We start from the raw sequence: 25,116 nt of genomic DNA on the forward strand, positions 1-25,116 counted from the left end.
GGTCAGGACGAGCCGAAAGTGGCTGGTTTCGAGAACCGGAGCGCAGCGTACGTTTGGGTACGTGAGCACCGGAAGCGCAGAAAACGGCCGCTTGCAGGCCGGCATCACCTGAAGATCAAGCGCCCCGAGAACCCCGCCGCACCGCCCGCAACAGCATCGCGCTCACCTCCGCCTCGCTCTGGGCAAAGCTGCGCGCGTCCTGCGCCGTCACATTGAAAGTCACCTGCACGGCGCCACCGCCGCCAGCCACACCCAGCCGCCCGTCCGGCCCGCGCGCCAGCGGCATGATCGCCTCAGGCCCCGCCTCTCCGGCCAGCCCAAGTCCTTGTCCCAACGGAAAATAGCTCGGCGCTGCGATCACCCCGCCCTTGGCAAAAGGCTTTATCCCGGCCAGCGCCGGATTGGCCGAGGCGATGCGCGCCTGGTCCATCATCGGAAAGGTGACGATCGAAATCTCATAGAGATCGATCTCGTGCAGCAGGCGCTGGCCGTTCTGGCGGCTGGCCTTGACCGTGCGAAAGCCGATGAAGAGCCCATCAAGCGCCCGCGTTTCGATCAGTTTTCTCAAGGCATCGGCACGCGGCACGCCTGGCACCAGCCGACCGGCAGCAAAAAGGCCATGCGCGTCCTCGCGTAGCTCCTCCCAAATGCCCACCGGCTCCTTGGGATCATGCTGGAACAACAGCCTGATGCGCCCACGCCGCTTGGCCAGGCTTTTGGCAAAGGCCCCGGGCTGGACGATATCGCCGCCGCTGTCGAGCCGGCTTAAAATGCTGGCATAGCCGGCAAATCGCCCGTCCGCATCAATGGGGATTTTTTCCGCCATCAGCGCTTGGCCCCGGCCCGCTGCTGCGGCCGCGCCGAGCCCCTGGCCTTCTCGGCCAGTGTACCGGCCAGGTTCCAGGCAAATTGCCGAAACGTCAGCTGCGCCTGCTCACGATTGGTCTTTTCCGCCATTCACTCGTCCCCCTCGTGAAACAAACGGTTGAGGCTCGAAATCTCGGTCACGAAATCATTGAAGCGCTTATTGGCCGAAGCGAGCTCCTTGAGGCTCCACACCAGCAGCGCACTCGCCCCACTCGCCCACAAAAACAGCGCCAGATGCGCCAGATCCCCGCGCTCAACAACGGTCTTGGTCAGCTCGTCCATAATAGTCTCCTTCCCGCAAAATCAGCGGGTCTAACCGGCGCACGGGCGCTCCCGCGCCCGCCAACCGCCGCCGTTTCATCCCCGCGAAAGCGAGGCCTTTGTGTGAGAGTTGATCCGTCGCCGTAGGACAGCCGGATAAATCGCAAGAGTGCTGCGTGCGGCCCACCTTCATCATCCCTTTCCTCAAGGGGGAGGGTGTCCGCCGGTGCCTTGGGCACTATTCTGTGCCGCCCACAGATCAGCACCTCCCCCTTGAAGGGGGAGGCTAGGACGGTGACCTCAGGCAATTGAGCCCCCGCCAATCGGACAAAACCTTCCTGGCCTTGGTCGCTCAGCTTGCGCCCAAGCCCACCATCGCCCGCTTCTCGGCATCACTGAGAAAACCCGCATTCCCCACCCGCTCCCAGAGCGCGTTGCGGTCTTCGGCCAAAGCCTCCACCGCATCAAAATCCGGCACGATCTCGGCGCCTTCGAACGCCGGCCCGAGCCACACGCTCAGCTCCTGCGCCACGCGCACCACCAGCGGCACCAGCGTCTGGCGCCACAGCGCCCGATTGGCCTCGGCCATATTGGCGTAAGTGTTGTCGCCGGGCAGGCCGAGCAGCATGGGCGGCACCCCGAATGCCAGCGCGATATCCCGCGCCGCAGCATTGCGGGCCTCGATGAAATCCATGTCGCGCGGCGTCAGCGCGATCGCCTTCCAGTCGAGCCCGCCTTCGAGCACCATGGGTCGACCGGCGTTGGCCGCACCGGCAAAATTCTCTTCAAGCTCGGCTTTGAGCCGCTGAAACTGGTCCTCGCTGAGATTGCCGCCACCGGCCGAATAGACCAGCGCCCCGCTGGGCCGCGCCGCATTGTCGAGCAGCGCCTTGTTCCACTGCGCACTGGCATTATGGATATCAAGGCTCGTCTGCGCCGCCTCGAGCGGCCCCATGCCGTAGTGATCGTCGAGCGGATGGAAGAGCGCCATATGCAAGACGCCCGGCACCGGCTCGCGCCCCTGCCCGATCCGCACACTCCGCCCCCCGGCGGAATAATCATAGGCGATGGGCCAGCCATCAGCGCCGGCCACCACCCGCATCCGGTCCGGGCGCAGCACGAACAGCGCCCGCACCGCCCCATCGACGATCCCCGCCTGGAGATAGGCGTTCCCGGCGGTCTGCAGATAGGCATAGACCGCCTCGAGCATTTCCCCGCCCGATTGCCGCCCATTGGGCTTTGTCAGAAGGTCGAGCAGCGGATGCTCACTCACCGCCTTGCCATCGACGACCACGCCCAGCGGCACGCGCGTCGCCGCCTCGGCAATCAGCCGGATGCAGCGATAGACCACCGGATTGCGCATAAACCCTTCATTGACGAGGCTGGCATAGCCCCGCCCGCTCCACTGCGCCGGCCCCAGCCCGCTCAGCGTCATCAACGTCTGCCCGCCAAAATTCTTCCGTTCCACCGGCGCGTTCGTGCTTCCGCCAAAGAGGCGGCTGATCCAGTTCGACATGCTTTTTGGTTCTCCCCGCCGCAAAAACAAAAAGCCCCGGACGCTGCCGGGGCTCTTATCCAATTTTGTAGGTGTCGACCCTATTCGGCCGGATGCTGCTCGTGGCGTTTCAGATCGCGCATATGCAGCCAGGTTCCGCCAGCGCCGAGCGCAACGACGAGCACGGGCATGATCACAAAGGCAAAAAGTTCGATAAAGCTCATGACTTCAGCCTCCCGAGAACAAATCTCGCTAACAAATATAGTGCGACTGCGGCCAAAAGCCAAATCACGCTGCCCAGAGCAAAGGCCCAGCTGTCTCGAACTGTTCCAGTGGCACCGTAGAAAACGGCTGCGACCGGTGCCAGGACGCCAACGGTAATGCACGCAGTGGACGCCCGGTCCAGTGCATTCGCCCAAAGTTTCGTGCGCTCATTCTCTATCAGGCTCATGAACGAAATCTATCCGAACCGGCAAAGAGCGCCAGCCCTAAAGCCCCCGCACCCGGGGCCTAGCCCCATCCACCAGCAATTCCGTCAGCGCCCAGACCAGTGCGTCGACCCGGTCCGGTGAATGCCCATCGGCCTCGCCGTCCGGCCCGAAGGCGCAGAGTTCATCTTCGAGCGCCGTCAGCCCCGGCGCATGGGACACGAGCCCCCGCCCATAATAGGCCGCGACCGGCTCGGCACGCAGCCATTTGCCCCGCGTCGCCCGCACCGGCCGCACCGGGACATTGTCGTCCACCTGACCGATCATCTGCGTGACGAGATCCCCACCCTGGTTCACCTCCACCACAATCGCGTCCGCCTGATGCGCGTGAAAAGCCGCCACTGCCCGCCGCGCCCAAATCAGCGGCGCCGCCCGTTTCAGCGTTGCATCCTCGAGCACCACCGCGCCCTCCCCACTCCGCCCGGCGACCACGATCCCGCAGGCATCCGACCGCGCGTGCCCCGTCACCGGCGGGTCCACCGCCACGATGATCCGCCCATCCGCGCCCGCCTCGGCCGGCCGAAACATGCTGCGCTGCCAGAGCGCATCGGGCCGATCCTCGATCAGCTCGCCGTCGAGCTCCTGCCGTCCCAGCACCGTGCCGCGATAGCGCGCCACCACCGCCTCAAGAAAATTCGGCGCTAGCTGCGCCTTGTTTTCCACCGTGGCAATGTTCACCACCACCGTTTGCGGATCATCGAGCAACCGCTTGATCAAACGTGTCGGCCGCGGGGTCGTTGTCAGCAATTGGCGCGGGCGCTCCCCCAGCCGCAGCCCGAACTGCAGCTGGTCGAACGCGGCTTCGCCATCGGGCCATTTGCCGGCCTCATCGCACCAGGCGGCGGCAAATTGCGGTCCGCGAAAGCGCTCGGGGTCCGAGGCGGTCATGATCGCGGCCTCCACCCCATTGGGCCACACCACCCGGTTCCCGCCCCGCAGAATTGGCCGCTCGTCATCGGGATGCACGGCCAAAATACCGCTTTCGCCGCGCACCATGATTTCGAGCGCTTCCTTCATGGTCTCGCCGACCAGCGCAATCGGCCCGACCCCAGCTTTCGCCAGGCTCCGCACCCATTCGGCACCGGCCCGGGTCTTGCCCGAACCGCGCCCGCCCATCAGCAGCCAGGTGGTCCAGTCCCCCGGCGGCGGCACTTGTTTTGGCAGAGCCCAGCGCGGCCAGTCGAAATAGGCCGCCATAACCGCATTATCCGACAGCGCCGCGACCTCGGCTGCCGAGCTCTCCCCGTCCGCTTGTGGCTCTCCCACCTATCGCGCCTTGAACTGATCCAGCCGCTTGACCAGCTTGGCCCTGAGGTCGGTCATGTCCTTTCGCGATGCCGGCTCGGCATTGCGCTTGGCCGCGCCCATCTCGATCAGCTTGTCGAGCGTCTTGACCTGGGTGGCCAGCACATTGGCCTGTTTTTCGATGGGGTCGTTCACGGCTTTCTCCAATTGCCTGATCTGCTTTTCCAGAACCTTGATCATGCGGGCCACCAGATCATCCTGGCGCGGCGGCCGGGCCCTGGCGCTGAGCCAGCCCTCGCATTGGCGCCGATAGCGCAACATCGCCGGGGTAATGCCATGCCGTTTGCAAATCACGGCCGGCAGAAATTCCCGCCCCTCATATTCAAGGCGAATGGCGTCCCAGTCCGGCGGCTTTGCACCTCGCCCCTGAGGGTCGGCGCTACAAATATTTCGATGTGCCGCCATCGGCCTATGAGGCCCTGCGCGACGCCCCCTCGCGCGGCCAGTATTTCAACCGCGCCATCAAGGGCCACTATCGCTGCACGAAGATCGAGGCGGAGAGCTCCAGGACCCGACGCCGCCGCTTGGGCGCCGCGCCGTCCTGACCCACTTCTTCGACCATGCCTGAACTCTACCAGACCAGCGGCACCCGCAGATAAGTGGGATAAGTTTCTGGAACCCCGCCCGCTCAGGCGTCGATTTCGCCATCGGGCAGAACGACATAGATCAGCACCGCCAGCATGGTGATGAAGACGCGAAACGCCGAGGCCAGCCCGTTCCAGATCTCTGACATCCACATGCCGAACCATTCCCCGCCCACGGACATGAACCCCACCTGCCAGAGCACGAAGCCCAGCGTCAGCCCTCCAATCGCAAGGCCCTTGCCCCGGTTGAAGTCCCGCGCACTTGCCCCTCGCCGCGCAAAAAGCCGCGCCGCGCCCATCAGGCACAACACCGCCACCAGAATCTCGGTGATGATGATCAGCCAGTAGGCGATGTGATGAATGAGCTCAGCGGTGATCGCCCGATAGCCGATCGTGGCATCGGGAAAGATCGTGTCCATCGCCAGCACATGGCTCACGAAGGCGAAATTGGACCCGTAGTCGGTCAGATTGCCGAAGGCGACCAGCCCGGCATAAAGCCCCATCGCCGCCACCAGCACGGCCTTGCTCACCCGCGTCATCACCATTGCCGACCCCCCAAAAAAGCCTGCCGATCAGTCCGTCCTGATCCAGTCCGCCACTGCCTTGAGCGTTGCAAGGTCATCGTCCAGCGTCATCGCCGCCTCCACCCGCCGCAGGGTCACGCGGGCAAAGTCATGCGCTGCCCGGGTAAAGGCGGGGTTGCATTCGGCAACAGTCTCGAGACTTTTCATCAGCCGGATCATCACCTCGACAATGGCGGCGCCATCGCGGGCGGTCGGGCGATAGACATCCTCAAGCACATCGGCCGGGCGAATGGGGCGCACAAAGATCCGGTCATGACGCACCTCGACCGGCTCTTCCGTCCACTCCACCAGGAGCCGGGTAGCCGTATCGATCACCACAATGCCCGTGCCCGGATCATTGATGCCGGCCGACATCGCCTTGTCGCCGATTTCGCCGAGCACGATCATGCCGAAGCGCGGATCGGAATCGAAGGTCCGGTTCTCGCCCAGAACGAAACAGGCGCTCAGCCGCTCGCGCAGCTCCTCGTCGGCCGCCCCCTCCACCAGCATCAGCGGCTTCACCGGCGTGGCATAGGTGCCCGGTCGGGCCATGACATTGATCTGAAGGTCATGCTCTTCGGCCAGCTTTTGCAGCCCGGGCAGGTCGCAATGCTGCACATAGCCCGAGTGCGGCGCCGGGATTGGCTCGCCTGCGGGCTCCCCTTCGAGCCGCTGGCCGCCGAGGAAAGGGAATTCGGCCATGGTTTCGATGGCTCCGCGCGTCGCCGTCTCCACTGCGCTGATCGTGTAGCCCACCCGACCAATCGCCGAAATCTGGCCGATCCAGCGGATCAACGAGGTGACCACCAGAACCACGACGCCCAGCGTCACCACAAAGAGGAACAGCCGCCCCGCCTCGCTGTAGATGCCAACGGATAGCCCGATGATGCCGACGATGGAAAAGAGAAAGGCCCCGATGAAAACCGAAATGGACGTCTGCGCCCGCAGATCGCCGGCGATCAGCGGCACAGCCCGGGGCGTCGTTGCCGCCGAGGCGCCCGAAAAAGCGCTGACCACGGTCGAGAGGGCAAACACCGCCACTGTCAGCAGGCTCGACGCCAGGATCTGCAGAATGGTCTGCACGGCGTTTGCCGGCATGACGAAGGGCAGTTCCTCCGGCGCATAGAGCGCCAGAAGATAGGCGATGACGATGGTCAGCAGCGCGATGCCCGAGAAGGCGGCCGGCAAAAACCACATGCGCTGCACCAATTGGCGCAGCTTGAATTTCAGGTAGCTCATGTCTCCCCCTGCATCTCTTGCGCCCCCGCAGGGGAGAGGATGGAGGGGGAAGACTGAGCCATCAAGCCCCAAAATGCCGCCGCGCTTCGAGCCCAAGGCCGAGCCCCACGCTGCCGAGCACGTCGGTGTGCACCACTTCGGCATCGGGGAACAGCCGCTGCAGGCGGCCGGACACTTCCGGCACCAGCGTCGAACCACCGGTCAGGATCAGGCTGTCGATGTCTTCGGTCGCAACTCCGGCGAGGCGCAGCGTCTCGGCAATCGTGGTCTCGAGCCGCGTCACCGAATCCGCCAGCGCCGCCCCGAGATGAGCGACCGAAATCTCGGTAGAGATCACCGCATCGCGCACCGGGAAGGAGAACGGCGTGACGTCATGATCGGAGAGGGCGATCTTCGCCCCTTCTACCGCGCCGATCAGCTTGTGCCCGAGCCGATCCTCGACCAGCATCACCATGGTTTCGACCCGCTCCGCCTCTTGGGCCTCGCGAATGGTCGAGCGCAGGTCACGTAGCGCCTTGGCGTCATAGAGCCGGTTGATGCGGTGCCAGGTGGAGAGGTCATAATAGGGCGCCACCGGCAGATAGCGCTTGCCGTCGACAGTCTTGGATCCGAGCCCCAGCTCCGGCATCACCCGCGCCATCGCCAGAAGTCGATCGAAATCGGTGCCGCCGATATGCACACCATTGGTCGCCAGGATATCGCTCGAGCGATCTGCCGCCCCTGCCCGCTCGGGCGAGACGCGCACCAGCGAAAAGTCCGAGGTACCGCCGCCAAGGTCGACGATCAGAGCCAGTTTTTCGCCCGACACATGGCGTTCATAATCGAGCGCTGCGGCGATCGGCTCGTACTGAAAGACGATATTCTTGAAACCCTGCGCCCGCACGGCGGCCTCGAGCTGCCCCTGCGCTTCTGCGTCGGCCTGGGGATCGTCGTCGACGAACTGCACCGGCCGTCCCATCACCACATCGGTCAGCTCATCGCCGAGCTTGGCCTCGGCGCGGCGCTTCACTTCGCCGACAAAGGTGCCGATGATCTCGCCGAAGCCGAGGCGTTTTGCCTTGATGCGGGTGGTGTCGGCGTAGAGCGCCGTGCCCAGAACACTCTTCAGCGAGCGCATCAACCGCCCTTCGGCGCCGGTGACATATTCGGCCACGGCAGCGCGACCGAAGTGCAGGCTATCGTCCTCGAAGCCGAAAAACAGCACGCTGGGAATGGTCGCCTGCGCGCCCTCGAGCGGCACGAGCGAAGGCTGTCCGTCCGGTGCGATAAAGCTCAGCGTGGAATTGGACGTCCCGAAGTCGAGACCACAGGATAGGGCCATGACGACGACCTCTTTTATAGGGGATGACGCGCGGCGTGCGCGCGAAGGACGGCCCCTATAGGAGGTTCGTTCCGGCTTGGCAACCGGACAGAATGTCCAGATCAGGCGGCTTCGACAACCCGCGTTTCGCCGACGCGCAGATCGGTGGTTTCGATGCGGGAAAGGCCGTGACGCTGGGCGCGCCGCAGCGTCGCCATGGCGGCCTCGATCACATGCGGGGTGAAGGCTCCGGCCGGATTGACGACGGCGATGCCGCAGCCCAGCGTGACGATGCCCGAATGGCTTTCCTTGTTGACCAGGCCCTCAAGCCGCACGGCCTTCATGATCTTGCCGGCGAGGCTGCGGGCCATCAGCACTGGCAGGTCCGGAAGGATCACCACAAAGCCCGCCTGGCCGAGGCGCAGGCACCGCGCGCCATCATCGCCCACCACCGAGCGGATCGCGCCTGCGAGCGCGTCCATGCAGTCTTCGCTGGCGTCGCGCCCATAGGCGGCGAGATATTCGGCAAAGCAGTCGATTTCGAGGGTCATGACGCAGAGCGAAACGTGACGTTCGGCGGCCAGCGCCCAGCAGCGGCGCATTTCTTCGTCGAGCGGACGGTTCTGGCCGTTGCGGGACCCGATCGCCGCGTATGCATCGGCGCGGCCGGCGGGTGTCAGTTGCAGCAGGGCCCGAATTCTGGCCCAGAAACTGTCGCCCTGCGAAAGGTCCATCATGCTCATCGTGCCGCCCCCCAGCGATCTATGCCCGACGGGATGTAGTCAGTTATGGTTCACGAGAAGTAACCAAAGCGGGTGATTTGGCAAGTCAGAATATCTTCGGATGATGCAAGAATATCGCCCGTTTTGCTTATTCTCGTCTTACCGCCACCCGCTCTATACAACGATCGGGCTAGGTTGTGTGGACAAAGTGTCTGACCCACAACCGGATCGACGCGACGAGAACGAAGCCGAGGAAGCTATCGGCGGTTTTGTCGTATCGCGTGGCTAAGCGGCGGCTGTGCTTGAGCTTTGAGAAGCATCGCTCGACGAGGTTTCTCAAGGCATAGATATGGCCGTCGATAACGGACTGAACCTTGCGGTTTCGTTTGGCCGGAATGACAGCGGCCACGCCGCGGGCCTCCAGGTCAGCCAGGATGAAGTCGGCGTCGTATCCCTTGTCGGCGAGCAGCACGCAGGGTCTCGGACCGGGCTGGTCCATGATCGGCACGTAGCCTTTCACGTCGGAGACCTGTCCGCCGCTCAGCGTGACCGCGACAGGGAGGCCGAGAGCGTTGCTGCGGAGATGGATCTTGGTCGAGAAACCACCACGAGAGCGGCCAAGACTTTGGTCCGCATCCCCTTTTTTAGCGCGCCGGCGGCGTGCTGATGGGCGCGGATGATGGTAGAGTCGATCATCTGAACGCTATCGTTACCCGCTCCCGTCTCGTTCAAGGCCTCCAGCATCACATCCCAGATCCCCGCCTGCGTCCAACGCCGGAACTGGCGATAGACTGAGTTCCATGGGCCAAAATGGCTGTGCAGATCCCGCCAGGCGGTTCCCGTGCGGGCTATCCAGAACACCCCATCCAGCACCAGCCGATGATCACGCGGCCGCCGACCTCGTCTCGGACCCTTCTCCACCACGAACGGTTCGAAGAAGGCCCACTCTGCATCTGACATCAAACCCCGAACCAACGCTGCTCTCCGCAAAGAACAGCATTGAATCAGCGATTAGCTGATTTGGGAATCCACTTCGTCCACACCGCCTAGATCGTCTCTGGCGGCTCGAATTCGGGCCAGTCTACGGCATGCTCTTCCCACTCGTCGGCGTCGACCTCGGTTTCGAGGAAAGTCCGCCCCTTCACCGACACGCCGACATCCACCACGGTCTGCGGATCACCCGAAACCAGCGGGTGCCACCAGGCCAGCCCCTTGCCCTCGGCAATCCGGCGATAGGCGCATGTGGTCGGGATCCAGGCGATGTCGCGCACATTGTTCGGCGTCAGCTTGATGCAGTCGGGCACGATCTTCTGGCGCTCGGGATAGTTGGTGCAGGCGCAGGTGTCGCCATCGAGCAGTTTGCAGCGGACGTCGGAAGTAATCAGCGTGCCCGTGTCTTCATCTTCCAGCTTGATCAGGCAGCAACGCCCACAGCCGTCGCAGAGCGCTTCCCACTCCGCTGGCGACATTTCTTCAAGTGTTTTTTCTTCCCAGAAGGCCATATTAACCGTCACGCGTTCACTGTGTTGCCGGTTTGCGCTTGTCTGCAGCCCGGCGCAATCATATTCCGGCGAGGAAATTGCATTGGCCCGCCGGAAGGGACAAAAGTCCGTTATCGGGGGCAGTGGGGTTCGGCGTGCAGGATCCGTTCTATACCAAGGAAAAGCGGAAAAAACCGGCTGGCGGCATGCTGGCGGCGGACGCCTGGCTGGATTCCTCGCTTTACGAGTTCTGGCAAACCCTTGGCCGGGCCTATACGCGCTACCAGGACTTCATGTCCAGGTTCCACGTCTCGGGCATAAAGCGCTTCTTTGTCGAGATCCTCTCGGACGCCTTTACCTTCGGGGCCATCGGCGCGGTGCTGATGACGGCGCTCGCCCTGCCCGCCTTCGACATCATCGCCCGCGGCTCGTTCAACAAGGCCGAGGACTATTCCGTCGTCTTCCTTGATCGCTTCGGCACCGAGATCGGCCGGCGCGGCATTCGCTCGGATGACAGCGTCGCCCTCGATCAAATGCCCGACTATCTGATCAAGGCCACGCTCGCGACCGAGGACCGGCGCTTCTACGAGCATTTCGGCATCGACATCGTCGGCACGCTGCGCGCCCTGGCCTCCAACGCCCAGGGCGACGCCTCTACCCAGGGCGGCTCCTCGCTCACCCAGCAGCTGGCGAAAAACCTCTTCCTCTCGGCCGAGCGCACGCTCGAGCGCAAGATCATCGAGGCCTATCTCGCCATCTGGCTCGAGTGGCACTATTCCAAGGACGAGATCCTCAAGCTTTATTTTGACCGCGCCTATATGGGCGGCGGCAATTTCGGCGTCACCGCGGCCTCCGAATTCTACTTTGGCAAACGCGTGCAGGACATCAACCTTGCCGAAGCGGCCATGCTGGCGGGCATGTTCAAGGCCCCGACGCGCTACGCACCCCATGTCGACCTCGCCGCCGCCCGCGGCCGTGCCAATCTCGTGCTGTCCAATCTCGTGGCCTCCGGTTTCCTCACCGAAGGCCAGGTCACCGCCGCGCGCCGCCACCCGGCTGCCCCGATCGACCGCACTGCCGACGTCAATTCGCCGAACTATTTCCTCGACTGGGCCTTTGAGGAAGCCAAGCGCATCATCGACGACACCAATGCGCCGGGGAACAATTTCGTCGTCCGCACCACGATCGATACCACGCTCCAGCAATATGCCGAGGAGGCCATCACTTCGGTGGTGCGCGAACAGGGCGAGCAATATCGCGTCAGCCAGGCCGCCATGGTCGCCACCGACACCCAGGGCGCTGTGCGCGCCATGGTCGGAGGCGTCGACTACGGCAAGAGCCAGTTCAACCGAGCCATTGTCTCCACCCGCCAGCCGGGCTCGTCCTACAAGGTCTTCGTCTATGCCGAGGCGCTCGAACAGCTGGGCCTCAAACCCTCCGACCCGATCACTGACCGCCCGGTCTGCATCGGCGACTGGTGCCCACAGAACTATGGCCGCAACTACAAGGGCACGGTCAGCCTCGAAAGCGCCTTCGCGCAATCGCTCAACACGGTCCCTGTCACCCTCTCGATCAAGACCGGCCGCGAGCCCATCGCCCAGCTCAGCTACAAGATGGGCCTCCGCCAGGAATACCCGGTCACCCGCTCGCTGGCGCTTGGCGTCGCCTCCGTCTCGGTGCTCGATATGACCTCGTCCTATGCGGTCTTTGCCAATCACGGCCTCAAGACCCCGGCCTATGGCATCACCCGCATGACCACACTCGCGGGTGATCTTGTCTGGGAATATGACGACGACGCCCCGCGCGAACGCGTCCTCTCCGAGCAGACCGTGGCCTATATGAACCAGATGATGCGCACGGTCGTCACCGGCGGCACCGGCCGCCGCGCCGACGTGCCGGGTGTTCCCGTGCTCGGCAAGACCGGCACCACCACCTCCTATCGCGATGCCTGGTTCACCGGCCTCACCGGCAATTTCGTCGCCGCCGTCTGGTTCGGCAATGACGACTACCGCCCCACCAACAACCTCACCGGCGGCCTCCTGCCCACCATCGCCTGGCAGAAGTTCATGGCCTATGCCCACACCAATATCAAAGTCGAGCCGATTGCCGGGGTCAATTTCGAGCCCACCCAGACCATGGTTGCCGACACGGATGCCGATGCGCTCGCCGAAGAGATCGAGCAGCGTCCGCCCAGCCTCAAGCCCGGCGCGGCGCGAAAACTCCTCGACCTCGCCGAACGCCTCGACACCACACTGCGCAATGCCACCCCGCTCAGCGACCAGGCCGCCCTGCCCCCACCCGCCCTTGAAGGCGGGGTCTGATGGCCTCCATCCAAGAAGCGGTACCGCTTCTTGTCCGCTACGCCGGTCAGTTCATTCTCCGCCCGTCCCGCTGGCACGATGGGCTCCCTCCCCTCGATGGGGAGGGCCGGGGTGGGGTGAACCACACGCGCGAACATCGGGCCATCTCTCGTCAAGATCTCGCCCTTTATTCCGCTGCCCGATTACGTTAGCGATAGTTGCCTGCACATGAGAGCCGACATTTCGCCCATGCCCAATTCGTCAAGTCGCTGACCCGTGCGTTTTGTCCTCCGCCTCCTGCTGACCATTGCTGTCGCGCTCGGCATCGGCTTCGGCCTGAGCCATTTCGCGCTGACCGATGGCCGCTTCTTCGGCGGCAATTCCATCGGCCCGTGGGTCGCCTGGCCCGATGCCGGCACGCCCCAGCCCAATCCCTATACGCGGGCGCATCTCGTGCGCGAGGCCGCCCTGCAGATGGGGCGCGCCGAAGGGCTGCAGTTCATCGCCACCACCGACAGCGAAGGCCGTCCGCTCGACCGGGTCTGTTCCTATCGTCTGGTCGGCCACGTGCCCGTGTCCAGTTTCTGGACCCTGGTGGCGATCGATGAAAACTGGATCAACCTGGCCGCGCCCGATGCCGAGCCCGCCATGCGCTCGAGCGAGGTCGTGCGCGACAATAATGGCGCCATCAATGTCGCCGTCAGCACCACGCTTGAAAGCGGCACCTGGCTCGAAATCACCGGCAAAGGCCCATTCAGCCTCGCCCTCTCGCTTTACGACACCACCGCATTTTCGGGCCTCGGCGCCGGCAATGACACCATGCCCGTCATTCTGCGGAGAGCCTGCCGATGATCCGCACCCTGCTCTGGCTCATCGGTGGCGTCCTGCTCGGTGGCATCATCCACCTCGTGGTCATCCTCTCCATGCCGCTTCTGGCCGAGGAAACCACGGCGACGCGGCTGGCGCGGCTTGAGGCGGCCAATCGCATGCTGATCCTGCCCCGGGTCGAACAGGGCCAGCCCAATCCGCTGCGGCTCGATCCGGAACTGGTCTATGGTCTCTGCCAGGTCGATCTTTCCGAGGGTCCGGCCTATCTCAGCGGCATGCTGCCTGACGCCTTCTGGTCGGTCGCCCTCTACAACAGCGCCGGCAATGTCTTCTATTCCACCACCAATCGCGACGGCATCGGCCAGACGCTGGAGATCGGCATCTTCAATGCCGCCCAGACGCGCCTGCTCGCCCGCCAGCAGCTCGACATCGCCGAAGGGCTCCTCGTGGTGGAATCCACCAGCGACCGCATTGTCGTGCTCGTGCGCCTCGCCCCACCCCACGAAGCCATGCGCCCCCGCTTCGCCGAACGCCTCCAATCCGTCCGCTGCGGCCCCCGCCCCAGCTGAGCGAGCGATAGAACGGCTTCATGTGCCCCGTGAAGTCAGCCGCAAGGCCGATCAGCCCACCCACGCCCCGATCGCCGCGCCAGCAACGGCGAGCGTCACGACGACCAGCCAGGGCGGCGCCTTCCAGGCGACCAGCGCCACAAAGCCTGCCGCCGCCAGCAGGAAATCAAGCGGGCTCGACACCGCGCTGGTGAACACCGGATCATAAAGCGCCAGCGCCAATATGCCGACCACTGCCGCATTGGCGCCGCGCATCCCGGCCTGGGCCCAGCTCTGGCGGCGCAGCTCTTCCCAGAACGGCAGTGCCGCGACGACCAGCAATATGCCCGGCACGAAGATGGCGACCAGCGCGATGGCCGCGCCGAGCACACCATTGGGCGACAGGCCGCTTACGGCCCCGAGATAGGCGGCAAAGGTAAAGAGCGGGCCGGGCACGGCCTGTGCTGCGCCATATCCAGCCGTAAAGGCGTCCCGGCCGAGCCAGCCCTGCCCCACTGTTTCCGCGTCGAGCAGCGGCAGCACCACGTGTCCACCGCCGAACACCAGCGCCCCGGCGCGGTAAAAACTGTCAAACAGGGCAAAACCCTGCCCGAGGCCGGCCAGCAGCGGCAGGCCGAACAGGAGAATGAAGAACGCTGCCAATGCCACGAGGCCTGCGCGCCGCGAATGAACCGGTCCATCGGCATGGGTGTCCGTCGTCGCCCCATCGCGGCAGAAAGCCAGCCCCGCCACAATTCCGGCGACGATCGCCGCAACCTGTCCAATGGCACCGCCAACGAGCAGGGCCATTGCCGCCCCGACCAGCGCAATGGTGGCCCGCTGCCTGTCGGGCGTGAGGCTCTTGGCCATGCCCAGAACGGCCTGCGCCACCACGGCGACAGCGACGAGTTTCAGTCCGTGGATGGCGCCCTGCGCCAGCGGGCCTTCAAGCGCCGCCGCGCCATAGGCAAAGAGCACGAGGAGAATCGCCGACGGCAGCGTAAAACCCGCCCAGGCGGCGAGCCCGCCCAATGGCCCGGCGCGTTTTAGCCCAAGCGCGAAACCAACCTGGCTCGACGCCGGTCCCGGCAGAAACTGGCAGAGCGCCAGGAGGTCGGCATAGCTGGCTTCACTCACCCATTTGCGCCGCGCCACCAGCTCGTCGCGAAAATACCCCAGATGGGCAATCGGCCCACCAAAGCTGGTGAGGCCGAGTTTCAGAAAGGTCAGGAAGACTTCGGAGACAGACCCATGGTTGCGGTGTTGCGGGTCGAGCACGGCGCCCCCTCAAGAAGATTATTTCGGCGCAATGACCTCGGTGTCGCGCACCATGGTCTGGAAGCGTGACGGTATGGTGACATCGGCCTGTCCGCCGCGTCCGGCATTGCCCGGACAGAAATCGCCGTTCCTCGCGCGATCAGCCCAGGGCTTTAGGCGGCGCAATGCCGCGTCCACCGCCACCGACTGCTCATGCGGAGTTTCGACCAGGAGGTTTTCGAGCGCATAGGAATAGCTGTCGTAGCGATAGTTCACGGCCCGCTCGAACCAGTCGATATACCATTGGTTCTCGATCCGACGCGCCCGCACATCAGCATGTGCCGTGGGGGCAAGATCGCTCAACTCGTTGAGCGCCACCTGGCGCTGGCGATCCACCTCAATCACCGCACAGACCGAACGGAAGGCTTCAGGCAAGGTGTCGAGATCGGCTTGGATATGCCGCGTCACCGTCGCATAGCGCACACGCGATGACTGATAATGCGTCTTCTTGAGCCAGTTGTAATAGCGGTCCGGGAAAAAGGTGAAATCCTTGGTCCGGGTGATGCGCACCCGCTGCATCTCGGCTTCGGTGTTGAACAGCCAGTCCTTGGCGTTATTGGCCACGAGGAAACGCCAGGTGCGGTCATGCATCTCGCGCTCCTGGTCGGTCTGGTTGAAGTTCGACACCGGCTCGCGCCGCTGCCGGGCCATGAAATCCCCTACCGCCGGCAACATGGCATCATGCAGGGCGCTGGGCTGGGCCCGGCCGAAATCACCCACCGGGCGCGAGGCACAGGCAGTGGCAAGACCGGCAAGGACAACGAGGCCGATAAGACGAGTGTATTTTAGCAAGGGTTCAGCCGCGTTTGCGCCGACGAGGTGGCGCGAGTCGTTTTTTGGGGGGCGGCGGCGTTTCACGCTCGTACCGAACCCCGGTGAAGAAAATGATCTGGGCATTACCAGTCGGTCTGTCGACGGCATCGGCGGACGTTGTCCGCCTGACGAACTTCAGCAGCTGTCCCAATTGGGCCTCCTTGGCTGCGCCGCTCCTCCGTCCCATCGGAGGCCACGAGTTGGATCAATTCTATCGGCGCGTCGCCCCCCGCGCTTGTTCTCATTAAGAGATCGTCAAGGTTAACAGTCTGCTAACGAATTCACGTCAAACTGAGCATTGAACGCACATGATGCGAATAACTATCCACGGTCCCGCCGAACATGCTTGGTTTCCAGCCCTACGAGACGTTTCAGCTCCTTATCGAGACGGGTGGTGTCGATCGCACCAATACGTTGCTGATCGCCGCCTGCGACGCCTATGCGCGCCGCGGCCGGCCCACGGGTCCCGAAATGGAACAGTTCGAAACCCTTGCCAGCCGCCTGTTTCCGGCCGCCAGCCAGCAGGCCCGTGCCAAGGCTGCAGCCATCCTCGGCCGCGCCGAGCTGCTCTCGCCAGTGCTCGAGAACCTTGTCGTCGAGAACATCGGCGAAGATCTGATTTCCTTTATCCAGTCGGCGAACGAGCTGACCGACCAGACCATGCTCGACATCATCGGGCGCTATGATGTCACCGCCGCCGCAACGCTGGCCGGCCGACCCAATCTCTCCAATGTGGTGCTGGCAAAGCTCTTCCAGATGAACTCGCGAAAAGTCTATCGCGCGCTGGCTGGCAATCTGCACATCACCCCACGTGGCCCCTATCTCAGTGCCCTGGCGCGTTCGGCGCAAATGGACCACATGGTGGCAGAAGCCCTTGGCGGGCGTAAGGATTTCGACGCAGCCCTGCTCGCGCCAGCCTTCTTCGATCTTTCCGACGACAACCGCGTCAAGGTCATCCAGGCCTTCGCCAGCCGCCAGACGCCCCCTGCCCCGATCACCCGCACCATCGAACAGATGTCGGTTGCGACCGGTGACCTGACCAAGGCGCTGATGAAGCTGTTCTCCGAGAACCGCCGTCCGGAAGTGACGCGCCTGCTCTCCCAGATCACCGGGCTCGACGAAGTCCGCTGCGGCCAGATCGCCCACGACGTCACCGGTGCTTCGGTGTTCGTCATCCTGCGCGGCTTCGGCGTTTCGGCCTATGACGGGTTGAAGGTTCTCATCCACGCCACCAGCCATGACAGCGAGCGATCCAAGGCACTGGCCGATTTCGCCACGCTCTTTGCAACGGTCACGCCGGAATCAATGGCGTACCTGATGAGCGCATGGCGTGGTGAAGTGAATTTGCTGGACCTGTCCAAGCCGCAGTACCAGCCGGTCTCCCAGCCCCGCCGCCGCGTTGCAGCATCGGCCGGCTCGGCCAATCCGGTGGTCGAACAGGCCATGGAAGCCCTCAACCGCATCGGCGCCCGCCGCGCCAGCTGATCTCAGCTCACTTCTGGGGGTCGACCACATCGGTCCCCAGATCATCGCCCCGCAGATCAAGGCTCAGCACCCAGAGATCGGGATCGAAGTCTTTTTCCCGGGCAATGCGGTCACGCACAATCTGCGGCTCGACATGCGAGAAGCGCCGCTGGAACACCAGGGCGGCGCTATCATCGCGCGACAAAAGCGGCGCTGGTGTGAACAGCGAGTAGGTGCCGTCGAGGTGATCGACTTCGATGAACACCTGGCCGGCTATCGGGTCTCCCCTGCGGGAGACCACGCACATATTGCCCCGATCATTGTGGCGCCGGACAAATGCCATGCACCACAGATCGCTGCGCAGGCTGGCCACTAGATGGCCGCGCCGGCATCCCGCAGCAGTTTAACGAGATCAGGCTGCACCTGCCCGGTAATCCTGTAGCGGTGAAAGTTCTCGAATTCGCGGATGGCGCGGGCCGTTTCCGGGCCGGGATTGCCATCGACGGCGCCGCGGAAGAAGCCGAGGCTGGCGAGCCCGCTCTGAATCTGGGAGACGAGCGCAGCGTCATTGGCCGGCGGACCGGGATTCGCGACCACAGCAACCGGCGGCGCCACAGGCGCAATCGAGGCGACCTGTACGGGCGCCGGCATGGTCTGGGTCGGCAGGGGCGCTGTCGGGATCGGCGGATTGGCCATGGTCTGCGGGTTCGAGCGCGAACCGTCGACAGCTGCAACGATCGAATCGAGCGTCTGGGCGGCGGTCGTGGCCACCTGGTCGAACACCTGTTCGCCCGGAGAAAGCGTCGGCAGGCGCGCAATCACCTGGTCGGGTTGCGGCTGGGCGACCGGCGCGGGCTGCACCACGGCCACCGGCTGCACTACTGGTGCCGGCTGAACGACCGGCGCCGGCTGCGCGACGGGCTGCACCACCGGCGCAGGCTGCGGCGGCGCTACGGGCGCCATGGCACGGCCAGCACTATCGGCGTTGAGAATGGCTGAAACGACGCCAGCGGACAAGGCGCCGAGCGGGGCCATGCCATTGCGCTCCTCGAACGCCCGGATGGCGCGCGCGGTCATCGGGCCATAATAGCCATCGACCTTGCCGTCGAAGAGACGGAGTTCGGCCAGCTTCTTCTGCACGGCAAAAACCTGGGTGTTGCCCACCGGCTGGTCGGGGACGACCTGGGGAACATTGGCGATCGACCCGGTCGTCTCGTTCGCCTGCGTCATCGGCGGCAGGACGGTCGCAGCATCCCCCGCCTGCTGGCGCAGTTCGGCCGGCGCCGGCACGGGCGCGTCGACGGAGACGCTCGCGGGCACCGCGCGAATGGGACCGAAGAAGGGCGACGGATGGTCGGCCGTCTGGAAATAAAGCGCATTGCTGCCGGCCAGCGCCGTCAGCGTCACCATGGCGAGCAGACCCGTCGAGGCCAGCGGCGCCTTCATGTAGCGAGCCAGTGTCCACTGGCCTGCACGGCCAAGTTGAGACAGGAAGACGTTGCCGATCTGAAGGGGCAACTGAGTCAGGATGGATGCCGTCGTCATTGCGCTTTTCTTTTTTCGTTTTGCCATGAAGTCTTGGGGGCTGCAGGCTCGCGATGGAGGGGTAATACGGTCGCAGTTTCCGCCATCTTGGTTGCCGGACCGTTTATGGGCAGCAAGACGGTCATGGTTGTCCCCATGCCAATCTCGGACATGGCCCGCAGGGCGCCGCCATGCAGCTCGACGAGACCCTTGACGATGGAGAGGCCGAGGCCGGTCCCTTCATACTGGCGCGAGAGGCCGTCCTGCACCTGGAAGAAGGGCTCGCCGATTCTCTCGAGGGCCATTGGCGCCATGCCGATGCCATTGTCGCGCACGGAGAAACTGATCGACTGGCCCTGACGCTTGATCACCAGGGTCACCGCGCCACCGGGATGGCTGAACTTGACCGCATTGGACAAGAGGTTGAGCAGGATCTGCCGGCAGGCGCGTTCGTCGGCCATGATCTCGGGCAGTTTCGGCTCGATCTCGGTGGAGAGCGAAACAGTCTTGTTACGCGCCGTGGTCTCGATCATCGAGAGGCACGCCGGCACGATCTCATCGGGCTGGAAGCGGCTGGGGTCGATCTCGAACTTGCCCGCCTCGATCCGCGACATGTCGAGCAACATGCCGACCACGTCGAGCAGGTGCTTGCCGCTCTGATGGATCAGGCCGGCGTATTCCTTATGCGTCGCCGACAATTCGCCGCCGATGCCCGACGACATCATTTCGGAGAAGCCGACCACGGCATTGAGCGGGGTGCGCAGTTCGTGCCCGATGGTGGCGAGGAAGCGCGACTTGGCCTGCGAAGCTTCCTCGGCCGCGCGATGGGCCTCGGTCTTGTTGGCGTCGGCGTCCTTGCGCTCGGTGATGTCGCGCAGCATGACGATCACTTCGTGGCGGGCTTCATCGGCGTCCTCGACAACCGGGGAAAAGCGCACCTCGACCCAGATGAACATCGGGATGTTTCTGGAGCTGGTCTCGTCATCGCGCCGCATACGCACTTCCACGGTGCGGTTTTTTCCGGACATGTTCGCATCGGCAAAGGCGGTCATGTAGAGCGGGCGATCCAGCACATGCACGCGCTCGGCAAGGGCCGTCCCCTGCACCTGATAGCGCGGGCACCCCAGGAGCGTTTCGGCCGACCGCGAGGCGAACAGCAGCTCACCCTCGCTCGAATAACGCAGAACCGCGTCCTGGACATGTTCGAACAGGTGGCGATAGGCGCTGACCTGGGCCTTGTCCTGCACGACGAAGGCCGCATTGATGTGGTGAGTGGTGTGGATGATGACGGCGACCGCAACGGCAAAGGCGATGGCGCCCGTAGCCATGGCCGGCTGCGCCAGGGCGGACGTCTCCGCCAGGCCGAACAGCGCAGTGATTCCACTCAGCAAAATGATCGAAGCTGTCGCCAGCCAGCTCAGCTGACGGATGGTCTTGCCGGCCAGCAGTGCTGCAAGCACCGGCCCCATCAGCGTCAGGGCCAGTCCCGAATCGCCAAGGCGCGGGTCGAGAAGCGTCAGAATGAGACCAGCACCCATAAGCGTCGTCACCTGGGCCAGGGCAGCCTCGTCAAAGCGCTGGCGCTGGTGCAGCGACAGGCTGACCATGCCGCCGACAAGGCCGGCCGAAGCGATGACGAAGGGCAGCGCAGCCTGGGCAACCAGCAGCCAGATCGCCACGGGCATGGCGAGAGCCGAGGCTGCGATCAGAACGACTGCGTTTACGGCGATGGTCTTCCGGCGCTGCGTTTCAGGGCGAGCACTTCCGGCCTTCGCCGGTGCGCTTCCCCTACGGGCGCGAAATTGGACCATGCTAGCCATCAAAAAACTCATACTCGAGACGCCACTCTTCCGGCCTGGTCGCCGGATATCGCGGTCCCTTGCGGGCCCGCTTGCCTGATTGGTGCAGGTCTTGCCTGAAGCGCACAATCGCGCACCAACAGCTAAGACGGATTTAAGTCTGCGAGCCGCGTCCCGCTTTCGACAGATAGCGTAAACAAGGGGTTGCGCCCCTCCAAAACTGCGACAGCATTTGCTTCAAATTTTAACAGTCGGGCGCAGCGACGCTTAACGGGGGCCGATTAGGGTGAAGCCAACAAGAGCGGGAATCGGCCCGTTTGAACCCCATATTCGACATGATGTTCCTTCTTCGCTCCGCATTCTGGCTCTCTGTCGGGTTCGTGGTCATCCGGCCCGATGTCGACGTTGCACAGACCGCTACCGCGCTCTCCAGCGAGGCAGTGACGCGGGGCGGCCAGTTTGTCGCCACCCAGGTCGAGGCCATCGAATGCGATAATCTCACCTGTCTGGGCGGCAAGGCGGTCGTTTCGGCCGCACTCCAGCCCGTGTCGCGTCCCAATCCTCCCATGCACATTCTGCCGGGACCCGAATCGATCCCCCTGCCCCGACCGCGGCCGGATCACTCGGGCTAACGCGCGGACGCCTTCCCTCCAGGCGCCCGCCTCTGCAAGGCCACTGCCGCGGGCACAGCGCTCGTGCTTGCGGCTTTTCTTTTCCCGAACTGATGGCCGATCCGGCGCTGGAAACTGCCGCGCCCTTGGCTTAGATAAAGCCCATGACACATCCCCAGGCTTTCCAGGACATTGCCGACAACCTTTCCTTCCTCGACGATTGGGAAGACCGGTACCGCTACATCATCGAACTGGGCCAGAGCCTCGCCAAGCTCGACGAGACCGAGCGCACCGACGCCAACAAGGTCAATGGCTGCGTCTCGCAGGTCTGGCTGGTCGCAGAGCCGGTCCCGGCTGCCGACACGCCGTCACTGCGCTTTCGCGGCGAGAGCGATGCAATGATCGTTCAAGGCCTCGTTGCGGTCCTGCTGTCGCTTTATTCTGATCGACCGGCCAGCGAGATCGCTGAAACCGACGCGATTGCCCTTTTCGACGAGATCGGGCTACGCGAACATCTCACGACACAGCGGTCAAATGGTCTGGTTGCCATGGTCAACCGCATTCGCGGCCAGGCGCGCGCGCTGGTCAACTGACCGGCGGCGAAACCAGTCGAGAAGCGGCTTCTCGAGGAACCGATAAAGTACAAGGCCGATCCCGACACCGCCAAGGATAGAGAGGCCGGTGATCGCAAGGCCCGATCCTGGCCCATCGGCTCCGAAAAGACGCAGCCAGACGCCGGCCACCAGTGCCACGGCAAAGATATGGGCCAGATAGATGGAGTAGGAGGCGTCGCCGATCCGCTCCATCAGCGCAAAGCGCGGCACCTTCCCATCGTAGCGCACAAAGAGCGCCACAGCGCCGATGGCGAACGCGAGGAAACCGGCAAAGGCCGCGATTTCCTCCACCGCTTCCCCGCCCCATGAGAAGCCTTCGACAATCCCCACAAGCGCCAGCGCGCCGACGAGACCGGTCATGGCGCTGGAGATCCGCACCAACCTTCCTTCGATATAGGCCAGTCCAAGCCAGGCCCCGGCGATAAAGGCCAGCGGCATGTAATTTGTATAAAACTGGGCAATCGCGCCTTCGGGAGCCCAGACCTGCCCGACGATGGCAAGGCCAAGATAGGCAATGGTGAGGGCCATCACCCGACGTCGCACCGTCACCATCGCGAGCAGGGCGAAACTGACATAGAAGAACATCTCGTAGTTGAGCGTCCAGCCGAGCTTGTAGAGGGGGTGGATGCCGTGGCTGGCCGGATTGTAAAACGGCACAAAGGCCAGCGACAGCAGCAATTGCTGGCCGTCAAACACCGTCGTCTTGAACAGTTGCGGCGCAATCAACGCCAGCGCGGCGGCGACGAGCGTAAACACCCAATAGAGCGGCACCACGCGCTGCACCCGCCGACGCAGGAATTTCAAACCATCGAAGCGCCCACCGGCTGTCACCGTGACCATGATGAAACCGGAGATGACGAAGAAAAGGATCACGCCAAGCCAGCCGAGACGACCGTAGACCAGCGGCTGGCTTAGCAGCGGATAAAGCAGCACATGAGAGGCCAGTACCAACAGGGCGGCCAGGCCACGCAGATATTGTATGGTGACGATTCTGGAGGTCATACGGCGCCGCGCCTCTGGACATGTTCTCCTAGCACGTTGCGCGCCGGACGACAGAGGCGCGCCGACAACATCGTTAAGTTTCATCCTCGAACATCTTTGGTCGTTGCTCCAGCCAGCCCCGCTGCGGCCCTGTACCGCCGCCGCGCCCCGCGGCCTCCAGACCATAGTGCGCCGCCAACTGTTCGAGGGCGACCCGGAGCACCAGTTTGGCGCTGCGCCGAGGCCAGTTGCGGGCCGCTTCAATCTCCTGGAGGCCAAGATCATGGCCGCAGACGTCAAACAGCACACCCCAGCAATCGCGCGGCATGGCGTCTGCCAGGGCGGCAAGCCGCTTTCGGGCATCGGCGGCGCTATCGGTTATCTCTGCCGGCCCGGCGGACCCACGCTGCCCGCCAATTCGCGCGGGATCATAGGATATGGTCACGCGCTGGGTAAGCCGAGCCCGCTCGAAGCAATGCATCAGGCGGCTCGCCGCCTGCCCGTGCTGCGGCCCGAGAAAGGGCGGCTCGCTGCCCACTGCACCGAGCAGGCGCTCGACCGCTTTTGGCAGTGCGGGGCTATTCATGGCTCGCCCCCGCCAAAAGCACACTTTCGAACCGGTCCATTTCGGCATCGAACTGCGGATCGTCGCGCAAATCCTCGATCAGCCCGCAAGCATATGAGACTGTAGTCCTATCGCGCCCGAAGGCCTCGCCGATGTCAGCCAAGCTCACACCGAACACCACATGGGAGAGATACATGGCGATCTGCCGGGCCCGCGCGGTCTGGGCGCGGCAGCGGGAATAATGGACAATTAGCCGGATAGGGATATGTTTTTCCCGCGCCACCAGGGCGATTGCGGCGGACACTTCCGCTTGTCCCCGGCGTCCGCCAGTCTGCAAGATCAGCGTGTTGGCATTGTTCTGTTCGATTCGCACGGCATGCCTCCTCACGATATAGGATAACATTCCTATATCTACAGCATGGCCATGGCATGGCGGGGATAAGTCGAACAGATTCGATCTGCATCAAGGGGCCGAAACAAAAATAGCCGCCCAGGGAGGGGGGCGGCTATTGAATTCCATAGGAACCGTTTCGGCGGCTTAGCCGGCCTTGCGGCCCAGGCCATTATCCTTGGCAAGCTTGGAGCGAGTGGCCGAGTAGCTCGGAGCAACCATTGGATAGTCGGCAGGCAGGCCCCACTTCTCGCGATATTCTTCGGGAGACAGGTTGTAGTGAGTGCGCAGGTGACGCTTGAGGGATTTGAACTTCTTGCCGTCTTCGAGGCAGATGATGTAGTCGGGCGCCACCGACTTGCGCACCGGCACCGCAGGCTTGAGTTCTTCCACCGGAACGGGGACTTCGTTACTGCGCAGGGCACGAAGAGCGCCATGTACATCGGTAATCAGACGCGGCAGATCGGTGGGGCTCACCGCGTTATGGCTTACATAGGCGGAGACGATGTCGGCACTGAGTTCGACGAGGTCAAATTCCCCGGTCTCTGCCGGAGCGGTGTTGTCATTCATGATAGTCAACCTTCCAGGCTTTTTATTGGGCGACAACAAGGGCAGTTGGCGCCTTCTTTCTTTCCTAGGGCGGTTTATTGCAATGTGCAAGCCAACCCAACACAGCAACCACTTAACACTTAGGACTATTCATCTGACCAAATTCGGTCTCGTCCTAAGTCAAGGTCATTTTGAATCGTATTTTTGTAAAATTTATCGCCAGCAAGACAACTCGCCCTTGCAAGAAGATGCGCAGATATAGGTGTAGTCAAGACTAAAAATAACACACCAATGACTGCCCGCACCCAAATTGCAGCCTCCATGCTTACTACACCGACCGCAAGTAAAACAAGGCCACCACCAACGACTCCGGCCTTGGAAGCGGCATGCAATCGCGTGAATAGGTCGGGAAGTCTCAAGACTCCCACTGCAGCGAGCAGTGAAAATGCCGCACCCGACAAAAGTAGTAGTCCGCCAATGTAACTAGCAAGTTCCTGGACCACTTTG

30 protein-coding genes are annotated in these 25,116 nt (G+C 63.5%); 7 read left to right on the forward strand and 23 right to left on the reverse strand.

Translation table 11 applies throughout. The features are described from left to right. Window positions 1–115 precede the first annotated feature (115 nt). From NYQ88_RS15905 to NYQ88_RS15935, 7 genes are all read right to left on the reverse strand, one after another. Window positions 116–826 (reverse strand): HK97 family phage prohead protease, encoded by a 711-nt coding sequence (locus NYQ88_RS15905; RefSeq protein WP_275652084.1) that lies wholly within the window; start codon window positions 824–826, stop codon window positions 116–118. Beyond that, window positions 826–957: a hypothetical protein gene (locus NYQ88_RS15910; RefSeq protein WP_275652085.1), complete on the reverse strand. Its 132-nt coding sequence runs from the start codon at window positions 955–957 to the stop codon at window positions 826–828. Before NYQ88_RS15910 ends, NYQ88_RS15905 begins: the two co-directional genes overlap by 1 nt. Continuing rightward, the gene (locus NYQ88_RS15915) at window positions 958–1,149 is read right to left on the reverse strand and encodes a hypothetical protein (RefSeq protein ID WP_275652086.1); all 192 of its coding nucleotides are present in this window, start codon (window positions 1,147–1,149) and stop codon (window positions 958–960) included. It abuts the gene before it with no gap. A 331-nt stretch (window positions 1,150–1,480) separates the two neighbouring features. After that, window positions 1,481–2,644, reverse strand: coding sequence for a phage portal protein (locus NYQ88_RS15920; protein ID WP_275652087.1), 1,164 nt, complete (start codon window positions 2,642–2,644; stop codon window positions 1,481–1,483). A gap of 80 nt (window positions 2,645–2,724) precedes the next feature. Further along, complete coding sequence (locus NYQ88_RS15925; RefSeq protein WP_275652088.1) at window positions 2,725–2,847, reverse strand: hypothetical protein; 123 nt, start codon at window positions 2,845–2,847, stop codon at window positions 2,725–2,727. A 264-nt stretch (window positions 2,848–3,111) separates the two neighbouring features. Continuing rightward, complete coding sequence (locus tag NYQ88_RS15930; RefSeq protein ID WP_345774595.1) at window positions 3,112–4,377, reverse strand: terminase family protein; 1,266 nt, start codon at window positions 4,375–4,377, stop codon at window positions 3,112–3,114. Next, the gene (locus NYQ88_RS15935; RefSeq protein ID WP_275652089.1) at window positions 4,378–4,710 is read right to left on the reverse strand and encodes a hypothetical protein; all 333 of its coding nucleotides are present in this window, start codon (window positions 4,708–4,710) and stop codon (window positions 4,378–4,380) included. It lies immediately after the preceding gene. A gap of 59 nt (window positions 4,711–4,769) precedes the next feature. Here NYQ88_RS15935 and NYQ88_RS15940 point away from each other — a divergent pair, with 59 nt between their 5' ends. Beyond that, window positions 4,770–4,961, forward strand: coding sequence for a KTSC domain-containing protein (locus NYQ88_RS15940; RefSeq protein ID WP_275652090.1), 192 nt, complete (start codon window positions 4,770–4,772; stop codon window positions 4,959–4,961). 83 nt (window positions 4,962–5,044) lie between these two features. Here the strand turns inward: NYQ88_RS15940 and NYQ88_RS15945 are convergent, their stop codons facing one another. The 6 genes from NYQ88_RS15945 to NYQ88_RS15970 form a co-directional block, all read right to left on the reverse strand. After that, a complete protein-coding gene (locus tag NYQ88_RS15945) occupies window positions 5,045–5,545 on the reverse strand; it encodes a DUF2165 domain-containing protein (RefSeq protein WP_275652091.1) in 501 nt (166 codons plus the stop codon). Between the two features lie 27 nt (window positions 5,546–5,572). Next, window positions 5,573–6,802, reverse strand: coding sequence for a DUF2254 domain-containing protein (locus NYQ88_RS15950; protein ID WP_275652092.1), 1,230 nt, complete (start codon window positions 6,800–6,802; stop codon window positions 5,573–5,575). A gap of 61 nt (window positions 6,803–6,863) precedes the next feature. Further along, a complete protein-coding gene (locus tag NYQ88_RS15955) occupies window positions 6,864–8,123 on the reverse strand; it encodes an Hsp70 family protein (protein WP_275652093.1) in 1,260 nt (419 codons plus the stop codon). A 101-nt stretch (window positions 8,124–8,224) separates the two neighbouring features. Then, a complete protein-coding gene (locus NYQ88_RS15960) occupies window positions 8,225–8,845 on the reverse strand; it encodes a diguanylate cyclase (protein WP_275652094.1) in 621 nt (206 codons plus the stop codon). A gap of 169 nt (window positions 8,846–9,014) precedes the next feature. Further along, window positions 9,015–9,784, reverse strand: a protein-coding gene (locus NYQ88_RS15965; RefSeq protein WP_275652095.1) for an IS5 family transposase whose coding sequence is annotated in 2 segments (ribosomal slippage) — window positions 9,015–9,473 and window positions 9,476–9,784 — 768 coding nt in all. Because the reading frame shifts where the segments join, the coding sequence is not laid out codon by codon here. An 86-nt stretch (window positions 9,785–9,870) separates the two neighbouring features. Continuing rightward, window positions 9,871–10,326 (reverse strand): YcgN family cysteine cluster protein, encoded by a 456-nt coding sequence (locus NYQ88_RS15970; protein WP_275652096.1) that lies wholly within the window; start codon window positions 10,324–10,326, stop codon window positions 9,871–9,873. Window positions 10,327–10,460: 134 nt separating this feature from the next. Here NYQ88_RS15970 and NYQ88_RS15975 point away from each other — a divergent pair, with 134 nt between their 5' ends. The 3 genes from NYQ88_RS15975 to NYQ88_RS15985 all read left to right on the forward strand — a co-directional run bounded on the left by NYQ88_RS15975 (window position 10,461) and on the right by NYQ88_RS15985 (window position 14,002). Beyond that, a complete protein-coding gene (locus tag NYQ88_RS15975) occupies window positions 10,461–12,626 on the forward strand; it encodes a PBP1A family penicillin-binding protein (RefSeq protein WP_275652097.1) in 2,166 nt (721 codons plus the stop codon). Between the two features lie 255 nt (window positions 12,627–12,881). Continuing rightward, on the forward strand, window positions 12,882–13,457 hold the full coding sequence (locus tag NYQ88_RS15980; RefSeq protein WP_275652099.1) for a DUF1214 domain-containing protein: 576 nt from the start codon (window positions 12,882–12,884) through the stop codon (window positions 13,455–13,457). After that, window positions 13,454–14,002 (forward strand): DUF1254 domain-containing protein, encoded by a 549-nt coding sequence (locus NYQ88_RS15985; protein WP_275652101.1) that lies wholly within the window; start codon window positions 13,454–13,456, stop codon window positions 14,000–14,002. The genes NYQ88_RS15980 and NYQ88_RS15985 overlap by 4 nt, the downstream gene beginning before the upstream one ends. A gap of 51 nt (window positions 14,003–14,053) precedes the next feature. On the opposite strand, the gene chrA is transcribed toward NYQ88_RS15985, so the two are convergent. After that, entirely contained in the window at window positions 14,054–15,259 is a 1,206-nt protein-coding gene (chrA, locus tag NYQ88_RS15990; protein WP_275652102.1) for a chromate efflux transporter, read from the reverse strand. Between the two features lie 18 nt (window positions 15,260–15,277). After that, entirely contained in the window at window positions 15,278–16,090 is an 813-nt protein-coding gene (locus tag NYQ88_RS15995) for a hypothetical protein (RefSeq protein WP_275652103.1), read from the reverse strand. Between the two features lie 363 nt (window positions 16,091–16,453). Here NYQ88_RS15995 and NYQ88_RS16000 point away from each other — a divergent pair, with 363 nt between their 5' ends. Continuing rightward, window positions 16,454–17,596, forward strand: coding sequence for a DUF2336 domain-containing protein (locus NYQ88_RS16000; protein ID WP_275652104.1), 1,143 nt, complete (start codon window positions 16,454–16,456; stop codon window positions 17,594–17,596). Window positions 17,597–17,603: 7 nt separating this feature from the next. Here NYQ88_RS16000 and NYQ88_RS16005 read toward each other — a convergent pair whose 3' ends face one another. From NYQ88_RS16005 to NYQ88_RS16015, 3 genes are read right to left on the reverse strand one after another with little or no spacing between them, the layout of a single operon-like run. Then, entirely contained in the window at window positions 17,604–17,948 is a 345-nt protein-coding gene (locus NYQ88_RS16005; protein ID WP_275652105.1) for a DUF1491 family protein, read from the reverse strand. Beyond that, the gene (locus NYQ88_RS16010; RefSeq protein WP_275652106.1) at window positions 17,948–19,120 is read right to left on the reverse strand and encodes a peptidoglycan-binding domain-containing protein; all 1,173 of its coding nucleotides are present in this window, start codon (window positions 19,118–19,120) and stop codon (window positions 17,948–17,950) included. The genes NYQ88_RS16005 and NYQ88_RS16010 overlap by 1 nt, the downstream gene beginning before the upstream one ends. Continuing rightward, window positions 19,117–20,919: a PAS domain-containing sensor histidine kinase gene (locus NYQ88_RS16015; protein ID WP_275652107.1), complete on the reverse strand. Its 1,803-nt coding sequence runs from the start codon at window positions 20,917–20,919 to the stop codon at window positions 19,117–19,119. The genes NYQ88_RS16010 and NYQ88_RS16015 overlap by 4 nt, the downstream gene beginning before the upstream one ends. A gap of 296 nt (window positions 20,920–21,215) precedes the next feature. On the opposite strand from NYQ88_RS16015, the gene NYQ88_RS16020 reads away from it, so the two are divergent. Both NYQ88_RS16020 and NYQ88_RS16025 read left to right on the forward strand, forming a co-directional pair. Next, entirely contained in the window at window positions 21,216–21,530 is a 315-nt protein-coding gene (locus NYQ88_RS16020; RefSeq protein ID WP_275652108.1) for a hypothetical protein, read from the forward strand. Between the two features lie 143 nt (window positions 21,531–21,673). Next, a complete protein-coding gene (locus tag NYQ88_RS16025; RefSeq protein WP_275652109.1) occupies window positions 21,674–22,102 on the forward strand; it encodes a SufE family protein in 429 nt (142 codons plus the stop codon). On the opposite strand, the gene NYQ88_RS16030 is transcribed toward NYQ88_RS16025, so the two are convergent. The 5 genes from NYQ88_RS16030 to mnhG all read right to left on the reverse strand — a co-directional run bounded on the left by NYQ88_RS16030 (window position 22,040) and on the right by mnhG (window position 25,112). Next, window positions 22,040–23,125, reverse strand: a complete 1,086-nt coding sequence (locus NYQ88_RS16030; RefSeq protein ID WP_275652110.1) for an acyltransferase — start codon at window positions 23,123–23,125, stop codon at window positions 22,040–22,042. The two genes, NYQ88_RS16025 and NYQ88_RS16030, sit on opposite strands and share 63 nt — an antisense overlap. 73 nt (window positions 23,126–23,198) lie before the next feature. Further along, window positions 23,199–23,690 (reverse strand): DUF6456 domain-containing protein, encoded by a 492-nt coding sequence (locus NYQ88_RS16035; protein ID WP_275652111.1) that lies wholly within the window; start codon window positions 23,688–23,690, stop codon window positions 23,199–23,201. Further along, the gene (locus NYQ88_RS16040; RefSeq protein ID WP_275652112.1) at window positions 23,683–24,042 is read right to left on the reverse strand and encodes a helix-turn-helix domain-containing protein; all 360 of its coding nucleotides are present in this window, start codon (window positions 24,040–24,042) and stop codon (window positions 23,683–23,685) included. Before NYQ88_RS16040 ends, NYQ88_RS16035 begins: the two co-directional genes overlap by 8 nt. A gap of 165 nt (window positions 24,043–24,207) precedes the next feature. After that, on the reverse strand, window positions 24,208–24,630 hold the full coding sequence (locus tag NYQ88_RS16045; protein ID WP_275652113.1) for a MucR family transcriptional regulator: 423 nt from the start codon (window positions 24,628–24,630) through the stop codon (window positions 24,208–24,210). 125 nt (window positions 24,631–24,755) lie between these two features. Next, complete coding sequence (mnhG, locus tag NYQ88_RS16050; RefSeq protein WP_275652114.1) at window positions 24,756–25,112, reverse strand: monovalent cation/H(+) antiporter subunit G; 357 nt, start codon at window positions 25,110–25,112, stop codon at window positions 24,756–24,758. Between the last annotated feature and the right edge of the window lie 4 nt (window positions 25,113–25,116).

The organism is Devosia sp. SD17-2, from assembly GCF_029201565.1.
In the GTDB taxonomy this organism is placed as follows: domain Bacteria; phylum Pseudomonadota; class Alphaproteobacteria; order Rhizobiales; family Devosiaceae; genus Devosia.